The 23,824-nt window shown below is 65.7% G+C and carries 27 protein-coding genes; 7 read left to right on the top strand and 20 right to left on the bottom strand.

The window, feature by feature from the left end; all coding sequences use genetic code 11:
* Positions 1-16: 16 nt before the first annotated feature.
* From rpmJ to DA1_RS02825, 19 genes are all read right to left on the bottom strand, one after another.
* The gene (gene rpmJ, locus DA1_RS29455) at positions 17-130 is read right to left on the bottom strand and encodes a 50S ribosomal protein L36 (protein ID WP_003050535.1); all 114 of its coding nucleotides are present in this window, start codon (positions 128-130) and stop codon (positions 17-19) included.
* A gap of 132 nt (positions 131-262) precedes the next feature.
* Positions 263-1,582, bottom strand: a complete 1,320-nt coding sequence (gene secY, locus DA1_RS02910; protein ID WP_012202974.1) for a preprotein translocase subunit SecY — start codon at positions 1,580-1,582, stop codon at positions 263-265.
* A 24-nt stretch (positions 1,583-1,606) separates the two neighbouring features.
* Positions 1,607-2,038 carry a 50S ribosomal protein L15 gene (gene rplO / locus DA1_RS02905; protein WP_012202973.1) on the bottom strand — a complete coding sequence of 144 codons (432 nt, stop codon included), beginning with the start codon at positions 2,036-2,038 and terminating at the stop codon, positions 1,607-1,609.
* 11 nt (positions 2,039-2,049) lie between these two features.
* Complete coding sequence (gene rpmD / locus DA1_RS02900) at positions 2,050-2,232, bottom strand: 50S ribosomal protein L30 (protein WP_012202972.1); 183 nt, start codon at positions 2,230-2,232, stop codon at positions 2,050-2,052.
* 14 nt (positions 2,233-2,246) lie between these two features.
* Positions 2,247-2,768: a 30S ribosomal protein S5 gene (gene rpsE / locus DA1_RS02895; RefSeq protein ID WP_012202971.1), complete on the bottom strand. Its 522-nt coding sequence runs from the start codon at positions 2,766-2,768 to the stop codon at positions 2,247-2,249.
* Positions 2,769-2,783: 15 nt separating this feature from the next.
* On the bottom strand, positions 2,784-3,149 hold the full coding sequence (rplR, locus tag DA1_RS02890; RefSeq protein WP_012202970.1) for a 50S ribosomal protein L18: 366 nt from the start codon (positions 3,147-3,149) through the stop codon (positions 2,784-2,786).
* 11 nt (positions 3,150-3,160) lie between these two features.
* Complete coding sequence (gene rplF / locus DA1_RS02885) at positions 3,161-3,694, bottom strand: 50S ribosomal protein L6 (RefSeq protein ID WP_013804444.1); 534 nt, start codon at positions 3,692-3,694, stop codon at positions 3,161-3,163.
* A 24-nt stretch (positions 3,695-3,718) separates the two neighbouring features.
* Complete coding sequence (gene rpsH / locus DA1_RS02880; RefSeq protein WP_012202968.1) at positions 3,719-4,114, bottom strand: 30S ribosomal protein S8; 396 nt, start codon at positions 4,112-4,114, stop codon at positions 3,719-3,721.
* Between the two features lie 20 nt (positions 4,115-4,134).
* Positions 4,135-4,440: a 30S ribosomal protein S14 gene (gene rpsN / locus DA1_RS02875; RefSeq protein WP_012202967.1), complete on the bottom strand. Its 306-nt coding sequence runs from the start codon at positions 4,438-4,440 to the stop codon at positions 4,135-4,137.
* A gap of 8 nt (positions 4,441-4,448) precedes the next feature.
* Positions 4,449-4,988, bottom strand: coding sequence for a 50S ribosomal protein L5 (gene rplE / locus DA1_RS02870; RefSeq protein ID WP_012202966.1), 540 nt, complete (start codon positions 4,986-4,988; stop codon positions 4,449-4,451).
* 10 nt (positions 4,989-4,998) lie between these two features.
* Entirely contained in the window at positions 4,999-5,319 is a 321-nt protein-coding gene (gene rplX / locus DA1_RS02865; RefSeq protein WP_012202965.1) for a 50S ribosomal protein L24, read from the bottom strand.
* Between the two features lie 10 nt (positions 5,320-5,329).
* The gene (gene rplN / locus DA1_RS02860; RefSeq protein ID WP_012202964.1) at positions 5,330-5,698 is read right to left on the bottom strand and encodes a 50S ribosomal protein L14; all 369 of its coding nucleotides are present in this window, start codon (positions 5,696-5,698) and stop codon (positions 5,330-5,332) included.
* A 687-nt stretch (positions 5,699-6,385) separates the two neighbouring features.
* On the bottom strand, positions 6,386-7,975 hold the full coding sequence (locus DA1_RS02855; protein ID WP_012202963.1) for a glycerol-3-phosphate dehydrogenase/oxidase: 1,590 nt from the start codon (positions 7,973-7,975) through the stop codon (positions 6,386-6,388).
* Between the two features lie 345 nt (positions 7,976-8,320).
* A complete protein-coding gene (locus DA1_RS02850) occupies positions 8,321-10,054 on the bottom strand; it encodes an ABC transporter substrate-binding protein (RefSeq protein WP_012202962.1) in 1,734 nt (577 codons plus the stop codon).
* A 100-nt stretch (positions 10,055-10,154) separates the two neighbouring features.
* Positions 10,155-10,463 carry a DUF2160 domain-containing protein gene (locus DA1_RS02845; RefSeq protein ID WP_012202961.1) on the bottom strand — a complete coding sequence of 103 codons (309 nt, stop codon included), beginning with the start codon at positions 10,461-10,463 and terminating at the stop codon, positions 10,155-10,157.
* A gap of 167 nt (positions 10,464-10,630) precedes the next feature.
* Entirely contained in the window at positions 10,631-11,446 is an 816-nt protein-coding gene (locus tag DA1_RS02840; protein WP_013804448.1) for a carbohydrate ABC transporter permease, read from the bottom strand.
* Between the two features lie 75 nt (positions 11,447-11,521).
* A complete protein-coding gene (locus DA1_RS02835; RefSeq protein ID WP_012202959.1) occupies positions 11,522-12,415 on the bottom strand; it encodes a carbohydrate ABC transporter permease in 894 nt (297 codons plus the stop codon).
* Complete coding sequence (locus DA1_RS02830; protein WP_034389950.1) at positions 12,412-13,494, bottom strand: ABC transporter ATP-binding protein; 1,083 nt, start codon at positions 13,492-13,494, stop codon at positions 12,412-12,414. Before DA1_RS02830 ends, DA1_RS02835 begins: the two co-directional genes overlap by 4 nt.
* Position 13,495: 1 nt before the next feature.
* Positions 13,496-14,575 (bottom strand): ABC transporter ATP-binding protein, encoded by a 1,080-nt coding sequence (locus DA1_RS02825; RefSeq protein WP_034389948.1) that lies wholly within the window; start codon positions 14,573-14,575, stop codon positions 13,496-13,498.
* Positions 14,576-14,845: 270 nt separating this feature from the next.
* Here DA1_RS02825 and DA1_RS02820 point away from each other — a divergent pair, with 270 nt between their 5' ends.
* From DA1_RS02820 to DA1_RS02810, 3 genes are all read left to right on the top strand, one after another.
* Positions 14,846-15,610: a DeoR/GlpR family DNA-binding transcription regulator gene (locus DA1_RS02820; protein WP_012202956.1), complete on the top strand. Its 765-nt coding sequence runs from the start codon at positions 14,846-14,848 to the stop codon at positions 15,608-15,610.
* A gap of 73 nt (positions 15,611-15,683) precedes the next feature.
* On the top strand, positions 15,684-17,180 hold the full coding sequence (gene glpK, locus DA1_RS02815; RefSeq protein WP_012202955.1) for a glycerol kinase GlpK: 1,497 nt from the start codon (positions 15,684-15,686) through the stop codon (positions 17,178-17,180).
* On the top strand, positions 17,149-18,354 hold the full coding sequence (locus DA1_RS02810) for an esterase-like activity of phytase family protein (RefSeq protein ID WP_174549359.1): 1,206 nt from the start codon (positions 17,149-17,151) through the stop codon (positions 18,352-18,354). The genes glpK and DA1_RS02810 overlap by 32 nt, the downstream gene beginning before the upstream one ends.
* Positions 18,355-18,361: 7 nt before the next feature.
* Here the strand turns inward: DA1_RS02810 and DA1_RS02805 are convergent, their stop codons facing one another.
* The gene (locus DA1_RS02805) at positions 18,362-19,057 is read right to left on the bottom strand and encodes a GntR family transcriptional regulator (RefSeq protein ID WP_034398102.1); all 696 of its coding nucleotides are present in this window, start codon (positions 19,055-19,057) and stop codon (positions 18,362-18,364) included.
* Positions 19,058-19,153: 96 nt separating this feature from the next.
* Between DA1_RS02805 and DA1_RS02800 the strand changes: the two genes are divergently transcribed.
* The 4 genes from DA1_RS02800 (at position 19,154) to proC (ending at position 23,601) form a co-directional block, all read left to right on the top strand.
* On the top strand, positions 19,154-20,851 hold the full coding sequence (locus DA1_RS02800) for a thiamine pyrophosphate-binding protein (RefSeq protein ID WP_034389946.1): 1,698 nt from the start codon (positions 19,154-19,156) through the stop codon (positions 20,849-20,851).
* 65 nt (positions 20,852-20,916) lie between these two features.
* Positions 20,917-21,897, top strand: a complete 981-nt coding sequence (locus DA1_RS02795) for a tripartite tricarboxylate transporter substrate binding protein (protein ID WP_034389944.1) — start codon at positions 20,917-20,919, stop codon at positions 21,895-21,897.
* Between the two features lie 40 nt (positions 21,898-21,937).
* Complete coding sequence (locus DA1_RS02790) at positions 21,938-22,729, top strand: VOC family protein (RefSeq protein ID WP_034389942.1); 792 nt, start codon at positions 21,938-21,940, stop codon at positions 22,727-22,729.
* A gap of 32 nt (positions 22,730-22,761) precedes the next feature.
* Positions 22,762-23,601 carry a pyrroline-5-carboxylate reductase gene (gene proC / locus DA1_RS02785; RefSeq protein ID WP_034389940.1) on the top strand — a complete coding sequence of 280 codons (840 nt, stop codon included), beginning with the start codon at positions 22,762-22,764 and terminating at the stop codon, positions 23,599-23,601.
* The last annotated feature ends 223 nt before the right edge of the window (positions 23,602-23,824 follow it).

Here is a 23,824-nt window from a genome sequence, read left to right as displayed (position 1 = left end):
TCCTCAAACTTTCCTATCAACCCTGGCGCTGCTTGTGGCGCTGGTCCGTGCAGATCACTCGCACCACACCTTTGCGGCGGATGATCTTGCAGTTACGGCAGATTTTTTTGACCGAAGCCGAAACTCTCATTTCATTCTCCTAAAACTCTACATCCGTTACGGCCTATCGACCGGGAAACATGCCCGCGATGGATAGATCGAGTGGGCGTCTACTAACTCTTACTGGACCCGCCGGCACCGCCGGCCAGGCCCATCACTTAGTTCAATTGCCAAGTGTCGCTTTGAAGTTCGCCTTTTTGAGGAGCGATTCGTACTGTTGCGACATCATGTAGTTCTGCACCTGGGCCATGAAGTCCATGGTCACCACCACAATAATCAGCAGTGATGTGCCACCGAAGTAGAACGGAACGTTGTACTTCAGGATCAGGAACTCGGGCAACAAGCACACGAATGTGATGTACACCGCGCCAGCCAGGGTCAGGCGAACCAGGATCTTGTCAATGTAGCGGGCCGTCTGGTCACCGGGACGGATCCCGGGGATGAAGGCACCACTCTTCTTCAGGTTGTCGGCGGTTTCCCGGCTGTTGAACACCAGGGCCGTGTAGAAGAAGCAGAAGAAGATGATGGCAGTGGCGTAGAGCATCACATAGATCGGCTGACCGGGGGTCAGCGTGCTAGCAATGTCCTTCAGCCAGCGCATGGATTCCCCTGCACTGAACCAGTTCACAACGGTCGCCGGCAGCAAGATGATCGAGGAAGCGAAGATGGGAGGAATGACCCCCGCCATGTTCAGCTTCAGCGGCAAGTGCGAAGACTGGCCACCATACACCTTGTTACCCACCTGACGACGCGCATAGTTCACCAGGATCTTGCGTTGTCCCCGCTCGACAAACACGACGAAGTACGTCACGGCTGCCACCACGAGAACGATGAAGATCGCGGCCAGGATGCTCATGGCACCGGTGCGCACCAGCTCCAGCAGACCACCGATGGAGCTCGGCAGACCTGCGGCGATACCTCCAAAGATGAGGATCGAGATGCCGTTGCCCAGACCACGTTCCGTGATCTGTTCACCGAGCCACATCAGGAACATGGTGCCGGCCGTCAGGCTGACCACCGCCGTGAGGCGGAAGCCGAAGCCAGGGCTCAGAACCAGACCTGCGGAGCTTTCCAGAGCCACGGCAATTCCCAGGGACTGAAAAATCGCCAGGCCCAATGTGCCGTAGCGGGTGTACTGGGTGATCTTGCGACGACCCGATTCACCTTCCTTTTTCAGCTGCTCGAATGTAGGGACCACGTAGGTCATGAGCTGCATGATGATCGATGCCGAGATGTACGGCATGATCCCCAGTGCGAACACCGTGAAGCGCGAGAGCGCCCCACCCGAGAACATGTTGAACAGATTGAGAATGCCGCCCTGCTGGCCATTGAACAGCTGCTGCAGCTGCGCTGGATCGATGCCCGGCACGGGGATATGAGCCCCGATCCGGTAAACGACCAGCGCGAGCAACAGAAAAACCAGACGGCGGCGAAGATCGCCGAATTTTCCGGTTTTTGCAATTTGAGCTGCGCTAGTAGCCACGGATGTCTTCTTTCAGATCATTAATCAGGCGATGCTGCCACCGGCAGCTTCGATGGCAGCCTTGGCGCCGGCGGTAGCGCCGATGCCGTTGAGCTTGACAGCCTTGCTGATTTCACCGCTCTTGATGATCTTGACCACCTTTGCGATTTCACCAACCAGACCGGCTTGCTTCAGAGCTGCCAGATCGACTTCGGCCAGGCCCAGCTGTTCCAGAGCGGACAGGGTCACTTCTGCATTGAACTTCAGCAGATGCGACTTGAAGCCACGCTTGGGCAGACGGCGCTGCAGAGGCATTTGACCGCCTTCGAAGCCCACCTTGTGGTAGCCACCCGAACGCGACTTCTGACCCTTGTGACCACGGCCGGCAGTCTTGCCCAGGCCGGAGCCGATGCCGCGACCGACACGGCGCTTGGCGTGCTTGGAGCCCTCTGCAGGCTTGATGCTATTGAGTTCCATCATCAATCCTTTCAGAGAACTTTGACCAGGTAGCTGATCTTGTTGATCATGCCGCGCACGGCAGGCGTGTCCTGCAGTTCGCTGATGCTGTTCAGCTTGCGCAGGCCCAGGCCACGGACGGTGGCGCGGTGCGATTCCTTGGTGCCAATGGGGCTGCGCACCAGTTGCACCTTCACGGTTTGTTGCGTTGTCATGTGATTGACTCCGATCAGGCGGTGAAGATGTCTTCAACCGACTTGCCGCGCTTGGCTGCCACTTCCGAAGGGGTCGTGGAGTGCTTCAGAGCGTCAAAAGTCGCGCGGACCATGTTGTAGGGATTCGACGAACCATGGCTCTTGGCCACGATGTCGGTGATGCCCAGCACTTCGAAAACGGCGCGCATCGGGCCGCCGGCGATGATGCCGGTACCCTTGGGAGCAGGGTTCAGCATCACGGATGCTGCGCCATGCTGACCCATCACGGTGTGATGGATCGTGCCGTGCTTCAAAGACACCTTGATCATGTTGCGACGGGATTCTTCCATCGCCTTTTGCACGGCTGCAGGCACTTCCTTCGACTTGCCCTTGCCCATGCCAACGCGGCCATCACCATCGCCAACCACGGTCAGTGCAGCGAAGCCGAGGATACGACCGCCCTTCACAACCTTGGTGACGCGGTTCACCGCGATCATTTTTTCGCGCAGACCGTCGTCACGACCTTCGTCTTGCACCTTGGGAGAAAACTTTGCCATTTCTATCCGCTCCGCTTAGAACTGCAGGCCGGCTTCACGAGCGGCTTCTGCCAAAGCCTTCACGCGGCCGTGGTATGCGAAACCAGCGCGATCGAAAGCCACTTTCTCCACGCCGGCAGCCTTCGCCTTCTCGGCAATGCGCTTGCCAATCAGCGTAGCGGCAGCCACGTTGCCACCCTTGCCGATGGCGCCCAGTTGGGTGCGCACTTCGGCTTCGGCGGTGGAGGCCGAAGCCAGCACCTTGGTGCCGTCTTCCGACACCACGCTTGCGTAGATGTGGAGGTTCGTACGGTTCACGCTCAGACGTGCCACGCCTTGCTGTGCAATGCGGATGCGGGTCTGGCGGGCACGACGGAGACGCTGCTCTTTCTTGGTCAACATAATGCAGCTCCTTACTTCTTCTTGGTCTCTTTGATCACGACCTTCTCATCCGAGTAACGGATGCCCTTGCCCTTGTAGGGCTCGGGAGGACGAACGGCACGGATCTCAGCAGCCATTTGGCCAACGGCCTGGCGGTCAGCACCCTTGACCAAGATTTCGGTCGGTGTGGGGGTGGTGACAGTGATGCCGGCCGGCATTTCGAAGTTCACCGGGTGCGAAAAGCCGATCGCCAGGTTCAGCTTGGAGCCCGAGGCCGAAGCCTTGAAACCCACGCCAACCAGCGACAGCTTCTTCTCGAAGCCCTTGCTCACGCCCACCACCATGTTGTTCACCAGCTGACGCATGGTGCCGCTCATGGCGTTGGCTTCGCGCGAGTCATTGACGGGCTCGAAAGACAGCTTGCCTTCGTTGTTGGAGATCTTCACCAGAACGTTCTGGGCTTGCGACAGCGTGCCGCCGGTGCCCTTCACATTGATCTGGTCGTCTTTGATGGACACATCCACGCCTGCGGGGATGGCCACGGGAGTCTTTGCTACGCGAGACATTTCAGTATTTCTCCTTAATGTCCGTTAGGCCACGTAGCACAGCACTTCGCCGCCCACGCCAGTGGCGCGTGCCTTGCGATCCGTCATCACGCCCTTGGGAGTGGTGACGATGGCAACGCCCATACCGTTCATGACCTGGGGGATTGCGTCACGGCCCTTGTACACGCGCAGGCCGGGACGGCTCACGCGCTCGATGCGCTCGATCACCGGACGGCCGGCGTAGTACTTCAGGGTAATTTCGAGTTCGGACTTGCCAGCGTCGGTCTTCACTTGGAAGCCGTCGATGTAGCCTTCATCCTTCAGCACCTGGGCGATGGCAACCTTGACCTTGGAGGAAGGAGCCGTCACGGTGGTCTTGGAGACCATTTGTGCATTGCGGATGCGGGTCAGCAAGTCAGCGATGGGATCACTCATGCTCATGTTTAATCTCTCCTGCTTGCTTACCAGCTGGCCTTGGTGACACCGGGGATGTCGCCAGCGAAGGCCAGTTCACGGATCTTGGCGCGGCCCAGACCGAATTGACGGAAGGTGCCACGGGGACGACCCGTGATCTCGCAGCGGTTGCGCTGGCGAGTGGGGTTCGCGTTACGGGGCAGCTTCTGCAGGCCCAGGCGAGCGGCGTCGCGCTCTTCGTCGCTGCGCTTTGCGTCAGCGGCGATTGCCTTCAGTTCTGCGTATTTGGCAGCGTACTTGGCTGCCAGCTTTTCGCGCTTGAGTTCGCGCTGGATCAATGCAACTTTAGCCATGCGCCACCTCAGTTCTTGAAGGGGAAACGGAAAGCGGCGAGCAGTGCCTTGCACTCATCGTCGGTCCGAGCTGTCGTCGTGATGCTGATGTTCAGACCACGCAGAGCGTCCACCTTGTCGTACTCGATTTCGGGGAAGATGATCTGTTCCTTGACGCCGACGTTGTAGTTGCCGCGACCGTCGAAAGAACGGCCGGAGATACCACGGAAGTCACGCACGCGGGGCAGAGCCACGGTGACGAAACGGTCCAGGAATTCATACATCTGAACGCCACGCAGGGTCACCATGCAGCCAATGGCCTGGCCTTCACGGATCTTGAAGCCGGCGATAGCCTTCTTGGCCTTGGTCACCACGGGCTTCTGACCAGCAATCTTGGTCAGGTCAGCCACGGCGTTGTCCATCACCTTCTTGTCGGCCACGGCTTCGCTCACACCCATGTTCAGGGTGATCTTGGTCAGACGGGGCACTTCCATGGAGGAGGTGTAGCCGAACTTTTCCTTGAGTTCAGCCGCGATCTTTTCGCGATACAGTTTTTGCAGTCGTGCCATGTGTTACCCCTTAGGCCGCCTTGATTTCGGCGCCGCTGGACTTGAACACGCGAACGCGTGTGCCGTCGGCCTGCACCTTGATGCCCACGCGATCAGCCTTGCCGGTCGCTGCATTGAAGATGGCCACGTTGGATTGGTGGATAGGCATGGCCTTTTCCACGATACCGCCGGTGGTGCCCTTCATGGGGTTCGGCTTGACGTGCTTCTTCACCATGTTGATGCCATCGATCAACAGGTGGGAGTCGTCCTTGCGAGCCGAGACCACGCCTTGCTTGCCCTTGTCACGGCCGGTCAGCACGATGATTTGGTCGCCCTTGCGAATCTTGTTCATGGTGCTTCCTTTAGAGAACTTCAGGTGCCAGGGACACGATCTTCATGAACTTTTCGTTGCGCAGTTCACGAGTCACGGGGCCAAAGATGCGGGTGCCGATAGGCTCCAGCTTGGCGTTCAGCAGAACGGCGGCGTTGCCGTCGAACTTGACGAGCGAGCCATCAGCACGGCGAATACCCTTCGCCGTACGCACCACGACCGCGCTGTAGACCTCGCCTTTTTTGACGCGTCCACGCGGTGCAGCTTCCTTGATGGTCACCTTGATGATGTCACCAACACTCGCATAGCGACGATGAGAACCGCCCAGCACTTTGATGCACTGAACAGACTTCGCGCCGGTGTTGTCGGCAACCTCTAACCGAGATTCTGTTTGGATCATTTCAATATTCCCAACTTGCTCCAGCAAACACTCGACAGCCCCAGAGTCTTCTCAAGGGCCGCGAGCAGCCAGTCAGTCTTGGGCCCGTCGTCCACGCCGAAAACCATTTCTCGGCGCTTCCACTGGGCAGATAACTTCACGATTTTCACGTGAAGCATGGGATTGTCCCAGAAATTCCTTTGCGCGTCAAACCCTTAGCTGCCTTTTCCACCCCTGGCCGGCAGCGTTGCGCAACCCCCACAAGAGCGCTATCAACCCAGGAGCAAGCTGGGCCTGCCGATGGCCGCACCCCATCGGAAACGCCCATAAAAAAGCCGAGCCTGGCGGGCTCGGCAAAGGGTGGCAGACTCAACGCAATCGTCTGCTGCGGGCTGGCCGCGCGTACTACGGCGGCGCAGACATCGCAGCGGCTTGGGGCCACCGCGTTGGGTTCGGGCACGGCCCTGGCCCTGCGGAAAACGGACTTTCAAGCGCTTTCTTCATCATTCCCCCTCCCTCGTCAGCCTTGTGCTGGCTGCTGTTCGCCGGCACCGTTACGAGATGCCATGGGCAGCATTCTGATTCATAAAAACAATCAAAGATAGATATCCATCAATTTTGACAATCTTTCCTTGGCTTGCATCTGCCTCCAAAAGCAAAACGCCCTGCAGTGCAGGGCGTTTTGCTTGAGAGGGACTTCAGCCGCAATCAGGCCGGCAGGTACTGGGCCGCCAGCGGCATGAAGTCCGCCAGACCGGCGTCCTGCCCCAGCTCCTCCTGGAGGATGGCTGCCACGCGCGGCGCCACCTCGGCGGCCTTGCGCGCATCGAGGAACAGCAGGCGGCTGCGGCGCGCCAGCACGTCTTCCACGGTGCGCGCGTATTCGAAGCGCGCGGCAAAGCGCACCATGGCTTCGTTCAGGCCGTCTGCCAGCCATTCGTCGTTGCCCGGCAACGCCTCCACCGCCGAGGCTTCCGTGCCATAGGAATGCAGGCCCTGGACCTGGTTCATGCGGTGGTGCACGGCGGATTCGGCCGGGGCGCCGGCCAGCGGCAGGCGGGCCGTGACGCCGCCGGGGCGGTGCGGCAGGCGGCCGATGGCAAAGCACTCGGAGAGCACGTCTTCGGCCATGGCGCGGTAGGTGGTCCATTTGCCGCCCGTGACGGTGACCAGGCCGGTGCGGCTGGACATGACCGTGTGCTCGCGGCTGATCTTCTTGGTGTTCTCGCCGTCGTCGTCCTGGGGCTTGACCAGCGGGCGCAGGCCGACCCACATGCTGCGCACGTCGGCCAGCGTGGGCTGGCGCGTGAGATAGCGTCCGGCCTCGGTGAGGATGAAGTCCAGCTCCTCGGGGAACGGCAGGGGCTCGCGCGCCAGGTCGTTGCGCGGCGTGTCGGTGGTGCCCAGGATGACCTTGCCCAGCCAGGGCACGGCAAAGAGCACGCGGCCATCGGCCGTCTTGGGCACGAGCAGGGCGTGATCGCTGGGCAGGAAGTCGCGGTCCACCACCACGTGCACGCCCTGGCTGGGCGCGACCATAGGCTTGACGGGACGGCCCTGGGCCTCGGCATCCTGCTGGCGGAACAGGTCCACCCAGGGGCCGGTGGCGTTGACCACGCACTTGGCGCGCAGCGTGAAGCGCCGGCCCGATTCCGTGTCTTCGCAGACCAGGCCGGCGACCTTGCCGCCTTCATGCAGCAGTTCAAGCGCGGGGCAGTAGTTGACCAGCAGCGCGCCCTTGGCGGCGGCCGTGCGTGCCAGCGCCAGCGCCAGGCGGGCATCGTCGAACTGGCCGTCCCAGTATTTGACGCCGCCCTTGAGGCCTTGCTGGCGCACGGTGGGCAAACACTTGACGGTGCTGGAGCGCGAGAGGAATTCGGTGGCGCCCAGGCCTGCCTTGCCGGCCAGCGCGTCATACATCTTGAGGCCGATGCCGTAGAACGGCGTGTCCAGCAGCTTGTAGGACGGCATGACAAAGGCCAGCGGCTGCGCCAGGTGGGGCGCGTTGTGCAGCAGCGTGGTGCGCTCATGCAGCGCTTCGCGCACCAGGGCGATGTTGCCCTGGGCCAGGTAACGCACGCCACCATGGACCAGCTTGGTTGCGCGCGAGGACGTGCCCTTGGCGAAGTCATGCGACTCCACCAGCACGACCTTGAACCCGCGCGCCGCCGCGTCCAGGGCCACGCCCAGGCCGGTGGCACCGCCGCCGATGATGGCCAGATCGTAGGTTTCAGGCTGGGCCAGGCGTTCCAGCAGGGCGGCGCGGCCGGTGGGCAGAGGGGAAGCAGCGAGGGACATGGATCTTCGACGAAGGAATGTGGGGCAAGTTAACAGGGCGCCATGTAGCCGCCATGTCAGCACCCGGGACGCCACGCCTGCGCCCAATGCGAAGGGGACGGAATCGGGTTTTCCGCTATTTTCGCTCGTTTTTGTATTTTTTTCTTCGCTATCTTTCGTTTCGTGTTTTTGGCGACCCAGGAAGCCCCAACGATGGACTGCGATGCCAGCACAGCGCATGCCGTCCAAAACCGGCGCGACCCAACTCAGGGACGCCAAGCAAGGGCCGCCCCGCAGCGAGGGCGTCGTCCCCCTCCCCCGCGAAGCGGGTAGAGAGGGGGAAGCCGCGCAGCGGCTCAGGGGGTGTCACCTCACCTTGCCGTTTTTCCAGGCATTGAGCAGCGTGTCATACGCAATCGTCTCGCCCTTGGGCTTTTCATTGGCCAGCTTCTTCCACGGCGCCTGCTTGTCGCTGAGCCACTTGGCCGGGTCGCCCTTGGGGTTGAGCTTGGGCGCGCAGTGCGCCATGCCGGCACGCTGCAGGCGGGACATGACCTGGTCCATTTCCTCGGCCAGGTTGTCCATGGCGCCCTGGGGCGTCTTCTCGCCGGTGACGGCCTGGGCCACGTTCTTCCACCACAGCTGGGCCAGCTTGGGGTAGTCGGGCACGTTGTTGCCGGTGGGCGTCCAGGCCACGCGGGCGGGGCTGCGGTAGAACTCGACCAGGCCGCCGAGCTTGGGCGCCATGTCGGTCATGGCCTTGGAGCGGATGTCGCTCTCGCGGATGGGCGTCAGGCCGACGATGGTCTTCTTGAGGCTGGTGGTCTTGGCGGTGACGAACTGCGCGTAGAGCCAGGCGGCGGCCGTGCGGTTGGCGTCATGGTCCTTGAAGAAGGTCCAGCTGCCCACGTCCTGGTAGCCGTTTTGCATGCCGTCCTTCCAGTAGGGGCCGTTGGGGCCGGGCGCCATGCGCCATTTGGGCGTGCCGTCGGCATTGACCACGGGCAGGCCGGGCTTGGTCATGTCGGCCGTGAAGGCGGTGTACCAGAAGATCTGCTGCGCGATATGGCCCTGGGCTGGCACGGGGCCGGACTCGCCGAAGGTCATGCCCATGGCTTCCTTGGGCGCGTATTTCTTCATCCAGTCCACGTACTTGGTGAGCGCGAACACGGCGGCCGGCGAGTTGGTGGCGCCCCCCCGCGAGACCGAGGCGCCCACGGGCGTGCACTTGTCGTCGGCCACGCGGATACCCCATTCATCGACGGGCATGCCGTTGGGAATGCCCTTGTCGGCCGCGCCGGCCATGGACAGCCAGGCATCGGTGAAGCGCCAGCCCAGCGACGGATCCTTCTTGCCGTAGTCCATGTGGCCGTAGATGGGCTTGCCGTCGATCTGCTTGACGTCGTTGGTGAAGAACTCGGCGATGTCCTCGTAGGCGCTCCAGTTCAGCGGCACGCCCAGCTCGTAGCCGTACTTGGCCTTGAACTTGTCCTTGAGGTCCTTGCGCTCGAAGAGGTCGGCGCGGAACCAGTAGAGGTTGGCGAACTGCTGGTCGGGCAGCTGGTAGAGCTTGCCGTCGGGCGCGGTGGTGAAGCTGGTGCCGATGAAGTCCTTGATATCCAGGCCCGGATTGGTGAAGTCCTTGCCCGCGCCGGCCATGTAGTCGGTCAGGCTCATGATGCGGCCGTAGCGGTAGTGCGTGCCGATCAGGTCGGAGTCGGAGATCCAGCCGTCATAGATGGACTTGCCCGACTGCATCGAGGTCTGCAGCTTCTCGACCACGTCGCCTTCCTGGATCAGGTCGTGCTTGACGGTGATGCCCGTGATCTCGGTGAAGGCCTTGGCCAGCGTCTTGCTCTCGTACTCGTGCGTGGTGATGGTCTCGGACACCACGGCGATCTCCTTGACGCCCTTGGCCTGCAGCTTCTTGGCCGCCTCGATGAACCACTTCATCTCGGCCATCTGCTGGTCCTTGGACAGCGTGCTGGGCTGGAACTCCGCGTCGATCCACTTCTTGGCTTCCGCCTCTCCGGCCCAGGACGCCTGCCCCGCCGCCAGCAGGGCCGCCGCGAGGGCGATGGTATGAAGTCGTTGTTTCATCTGCCGTCTCCTAGATTCTTGCTGTCTCCCCGACATGCACATGCACCAGCGGGCCCCGGGGGAGCTTCGGACCCGGCTGTCGATAAATGGAATGAAGTGATCAGCCTTTGCGCATGACCACGGCCAGCACGAGCATGGACAGCACCAGGCTGATCCACACCGAAGGCTCGGCCTCCAGCGAGAACCACTGCGCCATCCTCTCGCCCAGGCCCACCCAGGCCAGATTGACATAGGCCGCCAGCAGCAGCCCGATGAACAGCCGGTCCCCGCGCGTCGTCGCCATCGGCAGCCAGCCCTTGCGCATCACGGTCGGGCTGCGCAACTCCCACAGCGTCATGCCCACCAGCATCAGCACGATGCAACTGAAGAACACCGCCACCGGCAGCGTCCAGGCCATCCAGGAAAACATTGACGAGTCCTTTCAGAAATCCAGCATCAATACCGCAGCTTCTCGAAACCGGCAGAGCCCAGCCCAGGGACACCGAGGAAGGGCCGCCCCGCCCCGAGGGTGTCGTCCCCCTCCCCCACGGAAGCGGGTAGAGAGGGGGAAGGCGCGCAAGCGCCTCAGGGGGTGCCTCACACTCTTCCCATGGCGAAACCCTTGGCGATGTAATGCCGCACAAACCAGATCACGATGGCGCCCGGCACGATGGTCAGCACGCCGGCCGCCGCCAGCGTCGCCCAGTCCATGCCCGAGGCCGAGACGGTGCGCGTCATGGTCGCCACGATGGGCTTGGCGTTCACGCTGGTCAGCGTGCGCGCCAGCAGCAGCTCCACCCAGCTGAACATGAAGCAGAAGAAGGCCGCCACGCCCACGCCGGCCTTGATCAGCGGCAGGAAGATGGTGAGGAAAAAGCGCGGGAAGGAGTAGCCGTCGATATAGGCCGTTTCGTCGATCTCGCGCGGGATGCCGCTCATGAAGCCCTCCAGGATCCAGACGGCCAGCGGCACGTTGAACAGCAGGTGGGCCAGGGCCACGGCGATGTGCGTGTCCATCAGGCCCACCGTGGTGTAGAGCTGGAAGAAGGGCAGCAGGAAGACGGCCGGCGGCGTCATGCGGTTGGTCAGCAGCCAGAAGAACACATGCTTGTCGCCCAGGAACTGGTAGCGCGAGAACGCATAGGCCGCGGGCAGGGCCACCGTGAGCGAGATCACGGTGTTGATGGCCACGTAGATCAGGCTGTTGATGTAGCCCGAGTACCAGGAGGCATCGGTGAAGATGGTTTGGTAGTTGGCCCAGGTGAAATGCTGGGGCCACAGCGAGAAGCTCGACAGGATCTCTTCGTTGGTCTTGAAGCTCATGTTGACCATCCAGTAGATGGGCAGCACGGCGAACAGCAGGTAGGCGACGAGGAACAGCGTGCGCTTGTGGAAACGGCGATCTTCAGTCATGTCCGGCCTCCCGCAGGGCCACCCCAAGGGAGGCCGAGCCCCCTCGGGGGGCAGTGAACGAAGGGAGCGTGGGGGTCATTCTCTTGCCCCTTCTTTGTCTGCCGTGCCCACGCGCTGCATCCAGTTGTAGAGGATGAAGCACAGCAGCAGGATGATGAGGAAATAGATCAGCGAGAAGGCAGCCGCCGGCCCCAGGTCGAACTGGCCCACGGCCTTTTGCGTCAGGTACTGCGACAGGAAGGTGGTCGCATTGCCAGGGCCTCCGCCCGTGAGCACGAAGGGCTCGGTGTAGATCATGAAGCTGTCCATGAAACGCAGCAGCACCGCGATCATCAGCACGCCGCGCATCTTGGGCAGCTGGATGTAGCGGAACACCGCGAACTTGCTGGCGCCGTCGATGCGCGCGGCCTGGTAGTAGGCGTCGGGAATGGAGCGCAGGCCCGCGTAGCACAGCAGGGCCACCAGCGGCGTCCAGTGCCAGACATCCATGACCAGCACGGTGAGCCAGGCATGGGTGGCATTGCCCGTGTAGTTGTAGTCCACGCCCAGCGCGTTGAGCGCCGCGCCCAGCAGTCCGATATCGGCGCGGCCGTAGATCTGCCAGATGGTGCCGACCACGTTCCACGGAATCAGCAGCGACAGCGAGACCACGACCAGCACGGCCGAGGCCTTCCAGCCCTGGGCCGGCATGGACAGGGCCAGCGCGATGCCCAGCGGGATCTCCACCAGCAGCACGGCCAGCGAAAAACCGATCTGGCGCAGCAGGGCCGAGTGCAGTTCCTCGTCGCGCATGACCTGGGCAAACCACTCAGTGCCCACGAACACGCGCCGGTCGGGACTGATGATGTCCTGCACCGAGTAATTCACCACCGTCATCAGCGGGATGATGGCCGAGAAGGCCACGCAGATGATGACCGGCAGGATCAGCAGCCAGGCCTTCTGGTTGACGGGCTTGACGGTCTGGCTCATGCCTGCAGCTCCTCGTTGACGTAGTAGCAGGTGTGGGGGCCCTGCAATTGCACCCAGACGGTCTGCCCTGCGGCGGGCAGGAAGGCATCGGCGCCGCAGCGCAGCTTGAGCAGCCGCTCGCCCAGGCGCGCCACCAGCAACTGGTGCGTGCCCACGTCCTGCACGCGCTCCACCGTGCAGGCCACGGCGCCGGGCGCGTCGGCCGAGGCCAGTGCCAGGTACTCGGGGCGTATGCCCAGGCTCAGGGGCAGACCAGGCGCCACACTGGCCAGTGCGGCGGGCAGGGACAGGTACTGGCCCTCGGCCAGCAGCCGGCCGCCGTCCTGCTGCAGCGGCACGAAGTTCATGCCCGGCGAGCCGATGAAGTGGCCGACGAAGGCGTGGCTGGGCCGTTCGAAAAGCTGGGCGGGCGTGCCCACCTGCACGGCGCGCCCGCGTGTCATGACCACAACGTGCTCGGCAAAGGTCAGGGCCTCCACCTGGTCGTGCGTCACATAGATCAGCGTGAGCCGCAGTTCATGGTGGATCTGCTTGAGCTTGCGGCGCAGCTGCCACTTGAGCTGGGGGTCGATCACCGTGAGCGGCTCGTCGAACAGCACGGCCGACACATCGGGCCGCACCAGGCCCCGGCCCAGCGAGATCTTCTGCTTGGCATCGGCCGACAGGCCGGCCGCGCGCTGGTCGAGCTGGCCGCTCATCTCCAGCATCTCGGCGATCTGGCCGACCCGCGCGCGGATGCGCTCCTCGGGCATGCGGCGGTTCTTCAGCGGAAAGGCCAGGTTCTCGGCCACGGTCATGGTGTCGTAGATCACCGGGAACTGGAACACCTGGGCGATGTTGCGTTCCTGGGGCGTGGCGCGCGTCATGTCGCGGCCGTCGAACAGCACCTTGCCCTGCGAGGGGACCAGCAGGCCCGACATGATGTTGAGCATGGTGGTCTTGCCGCAGCCCGAGGGGCCGAGCAGCGCATAGGCGCCGCCGTCCTCGAAGACCATGCTCAGCGGCAGCAGCGCATAGTCGCTGTCCTGCTGCGGGTTCGGCTTGTAGGAGTGGGCCAGATCGAGTTCTATGCGGGCCATCTCATCGTCCTCCGGGCCGCGCCGGCGCCAGCAGCAGCGCGCCGTCCGTGCCGAACACGTAGGCATGGGCCGGGTCCAGGTGCAGCGTGACCGCGCTGCCTAGATCCAGGTGGTGCACGCCCGTGACCTGGGCCACCAGCTCGCCCCAGGGCGTGGTGGCATGCACGAAGGTGTCGGAGCCCGAAATCTCGGCCAGTTCCACCACGCCCTGCAGTGCCAGATCGCCGGGCCGGGACTGCAGGCGCAGGGCGCTGGCGCGCAGGCCCAGGGTCAGTGGGCCGGACACGGCCAGGTCCGCAGGCAGCGCCACGGGCAGCCGCGCGCCGCCCGGCAGTTGCAGCCCGCCCTCCACGGCACTGGCCACGATCAGGTTCATGGGCGGATCGCTGAAGGCGCGCGCCACGCGCAGCGAATTCGGCTGATGGAAGACCTCGGCCGTGGGGCCGTACTGCAGCAGTTCGCCCTCATGCAGCACAGCCGTGTAGCCACCCAGCAGCAGGGCCTCGCCGGGCTCGGTGGTGGCATAGACCACGGTGGAGTCGCCTGTGGCGAACAGCTGGGTCAGTTCCTCGCGCAGTTCCTCGCGCAGCTTGTAGTCGAGGTTGACCAGGGGCTCGTCCAGCAGCATCAGCGGAGCGCCCTTGGCCAGGGCGCGCGCCAGCGCCACGCGCTGCTGCTGGCCGCCCGACAGCTCGGCCGGGTAGCGGTCCAGGAACATGTCGATGTGCAGCCGCTCGGCCAGGGCGCGCACGCGCTGCGCCACGTCGCGGTCGCCGCGCAGCTTGAGCGGCGAGGCGATGTTGTCCGCCACCGTGAGCGAGGGATAGTTGATGAATTGCTGGTAGACCATGGCCACGTTGCGCTCGCGCACGGGCATGCCGGTCACATCGACGCCATCGGCGCGCACACGGCCTTCGGTGGGCACGTCCAGGCCGGCCATGATGCGCATCAGGCTGGTCTTGCCGGCCTGCGTGGCACCCAGCAGCACGGTCACCGCGCCGCTTTCCAGTTCAAGGTGCATGGGGTGCAGCCAGGTCTGGCCGCCCACGCGTTTGCTGATTCTCTCCAACACCAGTTCCACGACCGCCCTCACTGACGAGGCCGCCTCGGGGGCAGCGATTGAACAAGGAGAAACATCTCGCTCAAGGCGGCGATTGCGCGCCATCCGAAAGCAAGAACGTGATCATTTTTGTTCTTTCCAGATCGCAGCCCATCAACACATACCCTAGGTGCTGTTCTTTTTTCTTCGTTTTAAAGTTCCCCAACCCACGGCCGGCCAGGGGCAAATGCGCTATAAACCGGTCGCCCCGCCTTGTTTGCCTGAGAACGCACCAGATCTGGAATCGCCGCCGTGAACACCAATCCCCGACAACTACAGCTGCTCGACGAAGTGCGCAGCCGCCAGTCCACTTCGGTGGAGCAGCTGGCCGAGATCCTGGGCGTGACCCTGCAGACCGTGCGCCGCGACATACAGAAGCTGGCCGATGCGGGCCTGATGGTGCGCTTTCACGGCGGCGTGCGCGTGCCCAGCGCCACGGTGGAGAACCTGGGCCACACCCAGCGCCAGGTGCTGCATGCCGAAGGCAAGTCGCGCATTGCGCGCGCCGTGGCCGAGGCCATTCCCAACGGCTGCTCGCTGATCCTGAACATCGGCACCACCACCGAGGCCGTGGCCCAGGCCCTGCTCAAGCACCGGGGCCTGCGCGTGATCACCAACAACCTCAACGTGGCGGCCATCCTCAGCTCCAACGCGGACTGCGAAGTCATCGTGGCCGGCGGCGTGGTGCGCACGCGCGACCGGGGCATCGTGGGCGAGGCGGCCGTGGACTTCATCCGCCAGTTCAAGGTGGACATCGCCCTGATCGGCATCTCGGCCATCGAGCCCGATGGCAGCCTGCGCGACTTCGACATGCGCGAGGTCAAGGTGGCCCAGACCATCATTGCCCAGTCGCGCGAAGTCTGGCTGGCCGCCGACCACAGCAAGTTCCACCGCCAGGCCATGGTGGAGCTGGCACGCCTGGACCAGATCGACCGCCTGTTCACCGATACCGCGCCCCCCGCCCCGTTCGATGCCCTTCTGCGCGAAGCAGAAGTGCAATGCGTGGTGGCGCAGTAAGTTTTCCGCAGCCGCTGCGCCACCGCCCGCACAGGACACGCGCACCGGCCCTGCTTTTCCTGGATACCGCACCATGACCTATCTGCTTGCCCTGGACCAGGGCACCTCCAGCTCGCGCAGCATCGTCTTCGACACCCAGGGCCGCATCGTGGCCTCGGCCCAGCTGGAGCTGCCGCAGATCTATCCGCGCCCCGGCTGGGTCGAGCACGATCCGCGCGAGATCTGGCGCACCCAGCTGGCCACGGCGCGCGAGGCCCTGGCCAAGGCCGGGCTGGCGGCGGCCGACATCCGCGCCCTGGGCATCACCAACCAGCGCGAGACCACCGTGGTCTGGAACCGCGCCACGGGCCAGCCCATACACCACGCCATCGTCTGGCAGGACCGCCGCGCCGAGCCGCTGTGCGCCCAGCTGCGCGAGGCCGGCCATGCCGACACCATCCAGCGCAAGACCGGCCTGCTGATCGACGCCTATTTCTCGGGGACCAAGCTGCGCTGGATCCTGGACAACGTCAATGGCGCGCGCGCCGCCGCCGAGCGCGGCGAACTGGCCTTCGGCACCGTGGACAGCTGGCTGATCTGGCAGCTCACGGGCGGGCGCCGCCATGTGACCGATGTCTCCAACGCCAGCCGCACCATGCTGTTCAACGTCCACACCAACCAGTGGGACGACGATCTGCTGGCGCTGCTGGAGATTCCGCGCGCGCTGATGCCCGAGGTGCTGCCTTCCGCCGCCGATTTCGGCCGCACGGCAGCCGAGGTGCTGGGCGGCGAGATCGCCATCGGCGGCGTGGCCGGCGACCAGCAAAGCGCCCTCTTCGGCCAGGCCTGCTTTTCGGCCGGCATGGCCAAGAACACCTATGGCACGGGCTGCTTCATGCTCATGCACACGGGCGGCGTGTTCCAGACCTCCGCCAACGGCCTGCTGACCACCGCTGCGGCACAGCCCACCGCTGCGCCGGCCTATGCGCTGGAAGGCAGCGTCTTCGTGGGCGGCGCCGTGGTCCAGTGGCTGCGCGACGGACTGCGCGCCATCGAGCACAGCGGCCAGGTGCAGCAACTGGCCGAGAGCGTGCCCGACTCGGGCGGCGTGATGATGGTGCCGGCCTTCACAGGACTGGGCGCCCCCTACTGGAAGCCCGATGCCCGCGGCACCATCACGGGCCTGACGCGCGGCACCACCATTGCCCACATCGCGCGGGCTGCGCTTGAATCCATCGCTTTCCAGAGCGCCGCCCTGCTGCTGGCCATGAGCCGCGACGCGGTGGCCAGCGGCGGCGCGCCGGTCAGCGAACTGCGCGTGGACGGCGGCGCCTGCGTCAACAACCTGCTCATGCAGTTCCAGGCCGACCTGCTGGGCATTCCCGTCGTGCGCCCGGCCTGCGTGGAGACCACGGCCCTGGGCGCTGCCTACCTGGCGGGCCTGTCCTCGGGCGTGTACCAGAGCACCGAGGAACTGTCGGCACTGTGGAAGGCCGAGCGCCGCTTCGTGCCCACACTGGACAAGCACCGCGCCGACGAGCTGATGGCGCGCTGGGAGCATGCGGTGGCCCAGACCGCGCTGGCGGCCTGACAACGGGCTCACGGCCTTGTTCAAGGCGGCCAGCCTGGTGCTTGCGGGCCTGCTGCTGGCCGGCTGCGCCGCGCCGCCCCAGGCCCTGCCGTCCCCGCAGCCCACGGCATGCACGCGCCTGCAGTGGCTGGGCAGCACCACGATTGCGCGCGATGAGCCCATCCATGGCGCCACCACCGGCGGCATCTCGGGCCTGGACTACGACGCCCGGCGCGGCGACTACGTGGCCATCAGCGATGACCGCTCGGCGCGCGGCCCCGCGCGCTGGATGCGCCTGCGCATAGAGCCGCTGGACGCGGGCCAGCGTGCCGGCCCCAACCCCTGGCAGGCGCAGGTCACCGAAGTGCATCCGCTACTGGATGCCGAGGGCCGCTGGCTGCGCCCGCGCCATGCCGCGCCCGCCACCCAGCCCGTGCCCGACCCCGAAGCCATCCGCCTGCTGCCGGACGGCGGCCTGCTGTGGACCGATGAAGGCGACCCGGGCCGGGGCTTTGGCACCTCGCTGGTGAGGACCGACGCCACGGGCCGCCAGATTGCGCGGTGGTTCTACGCATTCAAGGACGAGGACGGCAGGCCGGGCCTGCGCTCGAACTTCGGCTTCGAGGGGCTGGCCGTGACGCCGGACGGCCAACAGGCCTGGCTGGCCCTGGAGGCGCCGCTGCGCCAGGACGGCCCGCGCGCCAGCGCCGCCACGGCAGGCGCGCCCGTGCGCATCAGCCTCGTCAGCCTGGACGATGGCCGGCTGCTGCGCCAGATCGCCTACCAGCCCGATGCCGTGCCGGCCGCCAGCTGGGCCCTTCCCCAGCGCGAGGTCAACGGCATCAGCGAAATCCTGCCGGACGGTCCCGACCATCTGCTGGTGCTGGAGCGCTCCTACAGCCCGGGCCACGGCTTTGGCGCGCGGCTGTACCGCATCGGCCTGGAGGCACCTGACACGCTGGCCCTGGCCAGCTTCACTCAAACGCCGCCACAGGTGGCGGTCAAGCAACTGGTGGCCGATCTGTCCACCGTGCAGCCCGGCCGGCTGGACAACATGGAAGCCATGTCCTGGGGCCCGCCGCTGCCCGATGGCACCCGCGTGCTGGTGTTCGCCAGCGACGACAACTTCAACCCGGCGCAGGCCAACCAGATCCTGATCACCGCCTACCGGCCCTCGCCGCCCTGCGCCCCCTGAAGGCGCTTCAGGGCGTGGCCTGCACCTGCTCCTGCGGCAGGTAGATGCGCGTCAGCCCGCGCGCAATCGCCTCCACGATCTGCTCGCGCCGCAGGCCGATGTGCTCGGCCATCAGGCGCTCGCTGGCCTGGGCGTCGCGCGCGCGCAGGGCCTGCAGGATTTCCAGGTGCTCGTGCTGGGTGGAGGCGCGCCCCACGTTCTCCATGTCGATCCACCGGATGAAGCGGATGCGCTCGTTCAGGCTCGCCAGCATGCGCCGCAGCTCGGCGTTGCCGGCCATGTCGGCAATGCGCAGGTGGAATCCCTCGTCCAGGTCCACCAGTTGCCGGATCGGCGTATCGGAGGCCACGCGCTGGCTCTGCTCCAGGTAGGCCAGGGCCTCGTCGAGCTGGGCATCGGAGGCGCGCTCCACGGCCAGCCGCACGCATTCGCGCTCCACGGCCACGCGGGCCTCGTACAGGTCCAGTGACTCCTTCACGTCCAGTTCGCGCCGCATGTAGCCGCGGCTGGCCGGCAGCAAAAAGCCATCGGCCACCAGCCGCGTCAGTGCCTCGCGCACGGGCGTGCGGCTCACGCCCAGGCGCAGGGCCAGTTCGCTCTCGCTCAGGCGCTCGCCTGGCTTGAACTCGTAGGAGATGGCCATGTCACGCAGCGTGCTGTAGACGCTGGAGCCCCGTTCATGGCGGATGTTGGAGATTTTCATGGCGCCATTGTGCCCTTTGGCGCTGCGCATTCTTTTAAGTATACTGAAATGGATTCTTAAAAACCCCATCACCCAACCTGCCTGGAGACTCCCGACATGACCACCGCTTTCAATGGTGCCGACGCCATGGTCCGCATGCTGCAGCTCAATGGCGTCAAGCACATCTTCGGCCTGTGCGGCGACACCAGCCTGCCCTTCTACGACGCCATGGCGCGGCTGGACCACGGCATGGACCACATCCTCACGCGGGACGAGCGCAGCGCCGGCTACATGGCCGACGCCTATGCGCGCGTCACAGGCAAGGTAGGCGTGTGCGAAGGCCCCAGCGGCGGCGGCGCCACCTACCTGCTGCCCGGCCTGGCCGAGGCCAACGAATCCTCGGTGCCCGTGCTGGGCATCACCTCGGACGTTTCCGTGGGCGCGCGCGGCAAGTTCCCGCTGACCGAACTGGACCAGCAGGCGCTGTACAGGCCGCTGACCAAGTGGAATACCACCATTGACCGCGTGGACCAGATTCCGCACGCCGTGCGCAGCGCCTTCCGCGCCATGACCACGGGCCGGCCCGGCGCCACCCATATCTGCCTGCCCTATGACGTGCAAAAGCACACGCTGGATCCGGCCGATGTCTGGGCTCAGCCAGGGCATGACCGCTATCCGGCCTACCGGTCCGCGCCCGATCCGGCGGCCGTGGCCGAGGCTGCCGACCGCCTGGTGGCGGCCCGCTGCCCCGTGCTGATCTGCGGCGGCGGCGTGCTGATCGCAGGCGCCAGCGCCGCACTGGATGCGCTGGCCACCCTGCTCAACGCGCCCGTGTGCTCCAGCGTCAGCGGCCAGGGCAGCCTGGCGGGCAGCCATCCGCTCAATGCCGGCGTGGTGGGCACCAATGGCGGCGTCGAGGCCACGCGCGCCGTGGTGGCGCAGGCGGACCTGGTGATGTTCATCGGCGCCCGTGCCGGCTCCACCACCACCGAGCACTGGCAGATGCCCTCGCGCAAGGTCACCATCGTCCACCTGGACGTGGACGCCATGACCATAGGCACCAACTACCGCACCGACGTGGCCCTGGTGGGCGACGCCCTGCTGGGCCTGCAGGCGCTGCACGCGGCCGTGCAGCAGCGCATCGCCCGCCGCCCCGCTGATGCCGCGGACGGCGCCGCGCTGGCGGCCACCGCGCGCGCCACCAAGCAGGCCTTCTTCGCACCACTGGCGGCCTCGCTGGAGCGCCCCATCAAGCCCGAGCGCGTGGTGGACACGCTCAACCGCCTGCTGCCCGCGCGCGCCATCGTGGTGGCCGACCCCGGCACGCCCTGCCCCTACTTCACGGCCTATTTCGACGCGCCCCAGGCCGGCCGGCACTTCATCACCAACCGCGCGCACGGGGCGCTGGGCTTTGCCATGTCCGCCGGCTTTGGCGCCGCCATCGGCCAGCCTGATTCCGTGGTGGTCGCGGTCATGGGCGACGGCAGCTTCGGCTTCACCTGCGGCGAGCTGGAAACCATCGTGCGCCGCAACGTGCCGCTGAAGATGATCGTGTTCTCCAACAGCGTGTTCGGCTGGATCAAGGCCAGCCAGAAGTCCGGCTACGATGAACGCTACTTTTCAGTCGACTTCAACCGCACCCACCATGCCCGCGTGGCCGAGGCCTTCGGCGTCAAGGCATGGCGCGTGGAGGACCCGGCAGACCTCGAAGCCGCGCTCAAGGCCGCGCTGATGCACGACGGCCCGGCGCTGGTGGATGTGATCTCGCAAGAGCTCCAGGACACGGCCGTGCCGGTGAGCCAGTGGATGGGTTGACGCCAGGCCCCACGCACAGATTCCCGATTTCCTGCCCGCCAATGCGCTTGAAAAGGAGCCTTCCCATGCCCCATCCACCCTCACGCCGCCAGTTGCTGCTGGCCACGGCCGCCGCATGCCTGCTGGGGCCGGCCGGCACGGCATCCGCGCAGGGCGCCGCCCCGCTCAAGCTGGTCATCACCTTCCCGCCGGGGGGCAGCACCGACATCGCCGCCCGCATACTGCAGCCGCGCCTGGGCGAGGTGGCCGGGCGCCCGGTGATCGTGGAGAACCGCCCCGGCGCCGCCAGCCAGATCGCCACCCAGTACGTGGCCAAGTCGGCCCCGGACGGCAACACCCTGCTGTTCAGCTTCGACACCCATGCCATCAATCCCATCGCCAAGTCCCGGCTGCCCTACGACACCTTCAAGGACTTCACGGGCGTGTCGCTGGCGCTGCGCTTCCCGCTGGTGATCGGTGCCTCGGCCTCGGTGCCCGCCAGGGACCTGGCCGGCTTCCTGGAGCTGGCGCGCCGCAACCCGGGCAAATACAGCTACGCATCGACCGGCCTGGGGTCCATGAACCACCTGGTGATGGAGGACATCAAGCGCCGCTCGGGCACCTACGTGCTGCACGTGCCCTACGGCGGCGGCGGCCCGGCAGTGCAGGCCGTGCTCGGCAATGTGTCCGACCTCACCCTGCTCAGCTACGCGGCGCTGCGCGGCCAGATTTCGGCGGGCAAGATCAAGCCGCTGGCAGTGACCGGCCTCAAGCGCCTGCCCGAGCTGCCCGACGTGCCCACCGTGGCCGAGTCCGGCTTCCCGGGCTTCGAGGCCTACTCGTGGATCGGCGTTTTCGCACCTTCCGCCACGCCGGCAGCCACGGTGCACAAGCTCACCGAAGACTTCCAGGCCACGCTGAACACGCCCGACATCCGCAGCAAGCTCATGCAGTCGGGCTTTGAAGTCATGGCCACGGACGGACCCGCCCTCGACCGCTGGGTGCGCCAGGAATATGAGCGCTGGGGCCGCTTCGTGCGCGACAACAAGGTCCAGCTCGAAGACTGAGAATCCGGACGGCACCCCCTTACACCACACAGGAGCTTTCATGGCACTTCCGCTGGACCACATCGTCATCGCCGTGCAGGACCTCGAGGCCGCCGTGGCGGACTACCGCGCGCTGGGCTTCCAGGTCGCCATCGGCGGCCGCCATCCGGGCCGCACCTCGCACAACGCGCTGGTCGTGTTTGCCGACGGCGCCTACCTGGAGATCATTGCCTGGACCGCCCCGGCGCCCGAAGAGCGCTGGTACCGCACGCTGCGCGACCATGGCGAGGGGCTGGTGGACTTCGCCCTGCTGCCCCAAAGCACCGCCCAGGCGCTGGCCGAGGCACGCGGGCGGGGGCTGGATACCCTGGTCGGCCCCGTGGACGGAGGCCGCGTGCGCCCCGACGGCGCGCAACTGCTGTGGCAGACGGCGCGCCACGCCACGCCCGACTTGCCCTTCCTGTGCGGCGACGTCACGCCGCGCGCCCTGCGCGTGCCCGAGGGCAGCGTGCGCGAGCATCCCAACGGCGCGCTGGGCGTGGCCTCGCTGACCGTCGCTGTGCACGATCTGGACGCCAGCCTGGACCGCTACCGGGCGCTGCTGGGCCCGGGCCTGCAGCTGGAGAGGCTGGACAACCAGGGCGCGCGGCTGGCATTGCCGGGGTTCGACCTGCTGCTGCAAGGCGCGCAGGCACTGGCGGCCTCCGACGCACTGCGCCAGCGCCTTGCCACGCGCGGAGAGGGCCCTTGCGCGCTCACCCTGCGCCAGCGGCCCGGCGCCCCGGCACAGCCCCTGGACCTGGCCACCAGCCATGGCGTGGACATGCGCTGGCACGGTGGGAACACGCTCTAAACTCTTCGTTTTCCTTCTCCACCGCCACCAGCATGAACACCGTTTCCACAGCCTCCCCTGTCATCGCCTTCATCGGTGGCGGCAACATGGCCAGCGCCATCATCGGCGGACTGATCGGCCAGGGCCAATCCGCAGACCGCATCGTCGTCGTCGAACCCTTCGAGGCTGCGCGCGACGCGCTGCGCACGAACTTCGGCATCACGGCGCATGCCGATGCCGCGGCCGCCGCCAGCGCGCTGGACGGTGCCGGCATCGTGGTCTGGGCCGTCAAGCCCCAGACCTTCAAGGAAGCCGCCCAGGCCGTGGCGCCGCATACCGCCCAGGCCCTGCACCTGAGCGTGGCCGCCGGCATTCCCACGGACTCCATCGCCCAGTGGCTGGGCACGGGCCGCATCGTGCGCGCCATGCCCAATACGCCGGCCCTGGTGGGCAAGGGCATGACGGGCCTGTTCGCCCGCGCCCAGGTCGATGCCGCAGGCAAGAGCGCCATCGAGCAGGTCGTTGCCACCACGGGCCAGTTCGTCTGGGTCGACCAGGAAGCGCACCTGGACGCCGTGACCGCCCTATCGGGCTCGGGCCCGGCCTATGTCTTCCTGTTCCTCGAAGCCATGACACAGGCCGGCGTTGACATGGGCCTCACGGCCGAGCAGTCCTACCGCCTGGGCGTGGCCACCTTCCAGGGCGCATCGGAACTGGCCGCCCGCTCCACCGAAAGCGCCGACGTGCTGCGCCAGCGCGTGACCAGCAAGGGCGGCACCACCCACGCCGCCATCACCCACATGCAGGCGCAACAGGTGCCCGAGCATTTCGTGGCCGCCATGCGGGCAGCGGAAACACGGGCCAAGGAGCTGGCCGCCGAATTCGGCAGGTAGGACACGCCCGCGCGCGCCCCTCTTTGTGGTGGCAAGGGGACGGTGCGCCAGATTCCTGCAAAAACCAGATAGTTCTGATGGTGGAAGCAAGCGGCACTCGGTAGAAATCGGCAATTGACCGGCAGCGCGGAAAGCCCCGCGCCGGTCATGACCTGCCACCGCAGTTTCCACCAAGCATCCGCCTCGGCGGGACGTGCATCGCCTGCCCGCCCCTGTCCATGGC

This window comes from Delftia acidovorans NBRC 14950, from assembly GCF_001598795.1.
GTDB lineage: Bacteria > Pseudomonadota > Gammaproteobacteria > Burkholderiales > Burkholderiaceae_C > Comamonas > Comamonas acidovorans.
Note: the sequence above shows the minus strand (reverse complement) of the source record. Positions and strands in the feature narration are given on the sequence as shown.

What these genes read in the sequence shown, in the direction of transcription:
- rpmJ (WP_003050535.1), bottom strand. Translation starts at nt 130, where the DNA reads ATGAGAGTTTCGGCTTCGGTCAAAAAAATCTGCCGTAACTGCAAGATC.
- rplO (WP_012202973.1), bottom strand. Translation starts at nt 2,038, where the DNA reads ATGGAACTCAATAGCATCAAGCCTGCAGAGGGCTCCAAGCACGCCAAG.
- rpmD (WP_012202972.1), bottom strand. Translation starts at nt 2,232, where the DNA reads ATGACAACGCAACAAACCGTGAAGGTGCAACTGGTGCGCAGCCCCATT.
- rpsE (WP_012202971.1), bottom strand. Translation starts at nt 2,768, where the DNA reads ATGGCAAAGTTTTCTCCCAAGGTGCAAGACGAAGGTCGTGACGACGGT.
- rplR (WP_012202970.1), bottom strand. Translation starts at nt 3,149, where the DNA reads ATGTTGACCAAGAAAGAGCAGCGTCTCCGTCGTGCCCGCCAGACCCGC.
- rplF (WP_013804444.1), bottom strand. Translation starts at nt 3,694, where the DNA reads ATGTCTCGCGTAGCAAAGACTCCCGTGGCCATCCCCGCAGGCGTGGAT.
- rpsH (WP_012202968.1), bottom strand. Translation starts at nt 4,114, where the DNA reads ATGAGCATGAGTGATCCCATCGCTGACTTGCTGACCCGCATCCGCAAT.
- rpsN (WP_012202967.1), bottom strand. Translation starts at nt 4,440, where the DNA reads ATGGCTAAAGTTGCATTGATCCAGCGCGAACTCAAGCGCGAAAAGCTG.
- rplE (WP_012202966.1), bottom strand. Translation starts at nt 4,988, where the DNA reads ATGGCACGACTGCAAAAACTGTATCGCGAAAAGATCGCGGCTGAACTC.
- rplX (WP_012202965.1), bottom strand. Translation starts at nt 5,319, where the DNA reads ATGAACAAGATTCGCAAGGGCGACCAAATCATCGTGCTGACCGGCCGT.
- rplN (WP_012202964.1), bottom strand. Translation starts at nt 5,698, where the DNA reads ATGATCCAAACAGAATCTCGGTTAGAGGTTGCCGACAACACCGGCGCG.
- DA1_RS02855 (WP_012202963.1), bottom strand. Translation starts at nt 7,975, where the DNA reads ATGTCCCTCGCTGCTTCCCCTCTGCCCACCGGCCGCGCCGCCCTGCTG.
- DA1_RS02850 (WP_012202962.1), bottom strand. Translation starts at nt 10,054, where the DNA reads ATGAAACAACGACTTCATACCATCGCCCTCGCGGCGGCCCTGCTGGCG.
- DA1_RS02845 (WP_012202961.1), bottom strand. Translation starts at nt 10,463, where the DNA reads ATGTTTTCCTGGATGGCCTGGACGCTGCCGGTGGCGGTGTTCTTCAGT.
- DA1_RS02840 (WP_013804448.1), bottom strand. Translation starts at nt 11,446, where the DNA reads ATGACTGAAGATCGCCGTTTCCACAAGCGCACGCTGTTCCTCGTCGCC.
- DA1_RS02835 (WP_012202959.1), bottom strand. Translation starts at nt 12,415, where the DNA reads ATGAGCCAGACCGTCAAGCCCGTCAACCAGAAGGCCTGGCTGCTGATC.
- DA1_RS02830 (WP_034389950.1), bottom strand. Translation starts at nt 13,494, where the DNA reads ATGGCCCGCATAGAACTCGATCTGGCCCACTCCTACAAGCCGAACCCG.
- glpK (WP_012202955.1), top strand. Translation starts at nt 15,684, where the DNA reads ATGACCTATCTGCTTGCCCTGGACCAGGGCACCTCCAGCTCGCGCAGC.
- DA1_RS02810 (WP_174549359.1), top strand. Translation starts at nt 17,149, where the DNA reads ATGCGGTGGCCCAGACCGCGCTGGCGGCCTGACAACGGGCTCACGGCC.
- DA1_RS02805 (WP_034398102.1), bottom strand. Translation starts at nt 19,057, where the DNA reads ATGAAAATCTCCAACATCCGCCATGAACGGGGCTCCAGCGTCTACAGC.
- DA1_RS02800 (WP_034389946.1), top strand. Translation starts at nt 19,154, where the DNA reads ATGACCACCGCTTTCAATGGTGCCGACGCCATGGTCCGCATGCTGCAG.
- DA1_RS02795 (WP_034389944.1), top strand. Translation starts at nt 20,917, where the DNA reads ATGCCCCATCCACCCTCACGCCGCCAGTTGCTGCTGGCCACGGCCGCC.
- DA1_RS02790 (WP_034389942.1), top strand. Translation starts at nt 21,938, where the DNA reads ATGGCACTTCCGCTGGACCACATCGTCATCGCCGTGCAGGACCTCGAG.
- proC (WP_034389940.1), top strand. Translation starts at nt 22,762, where the DNA reads ATGAACACCGTTTCCACAGCCTCCCCTGTCATCGCCTTCATCGGTGGC.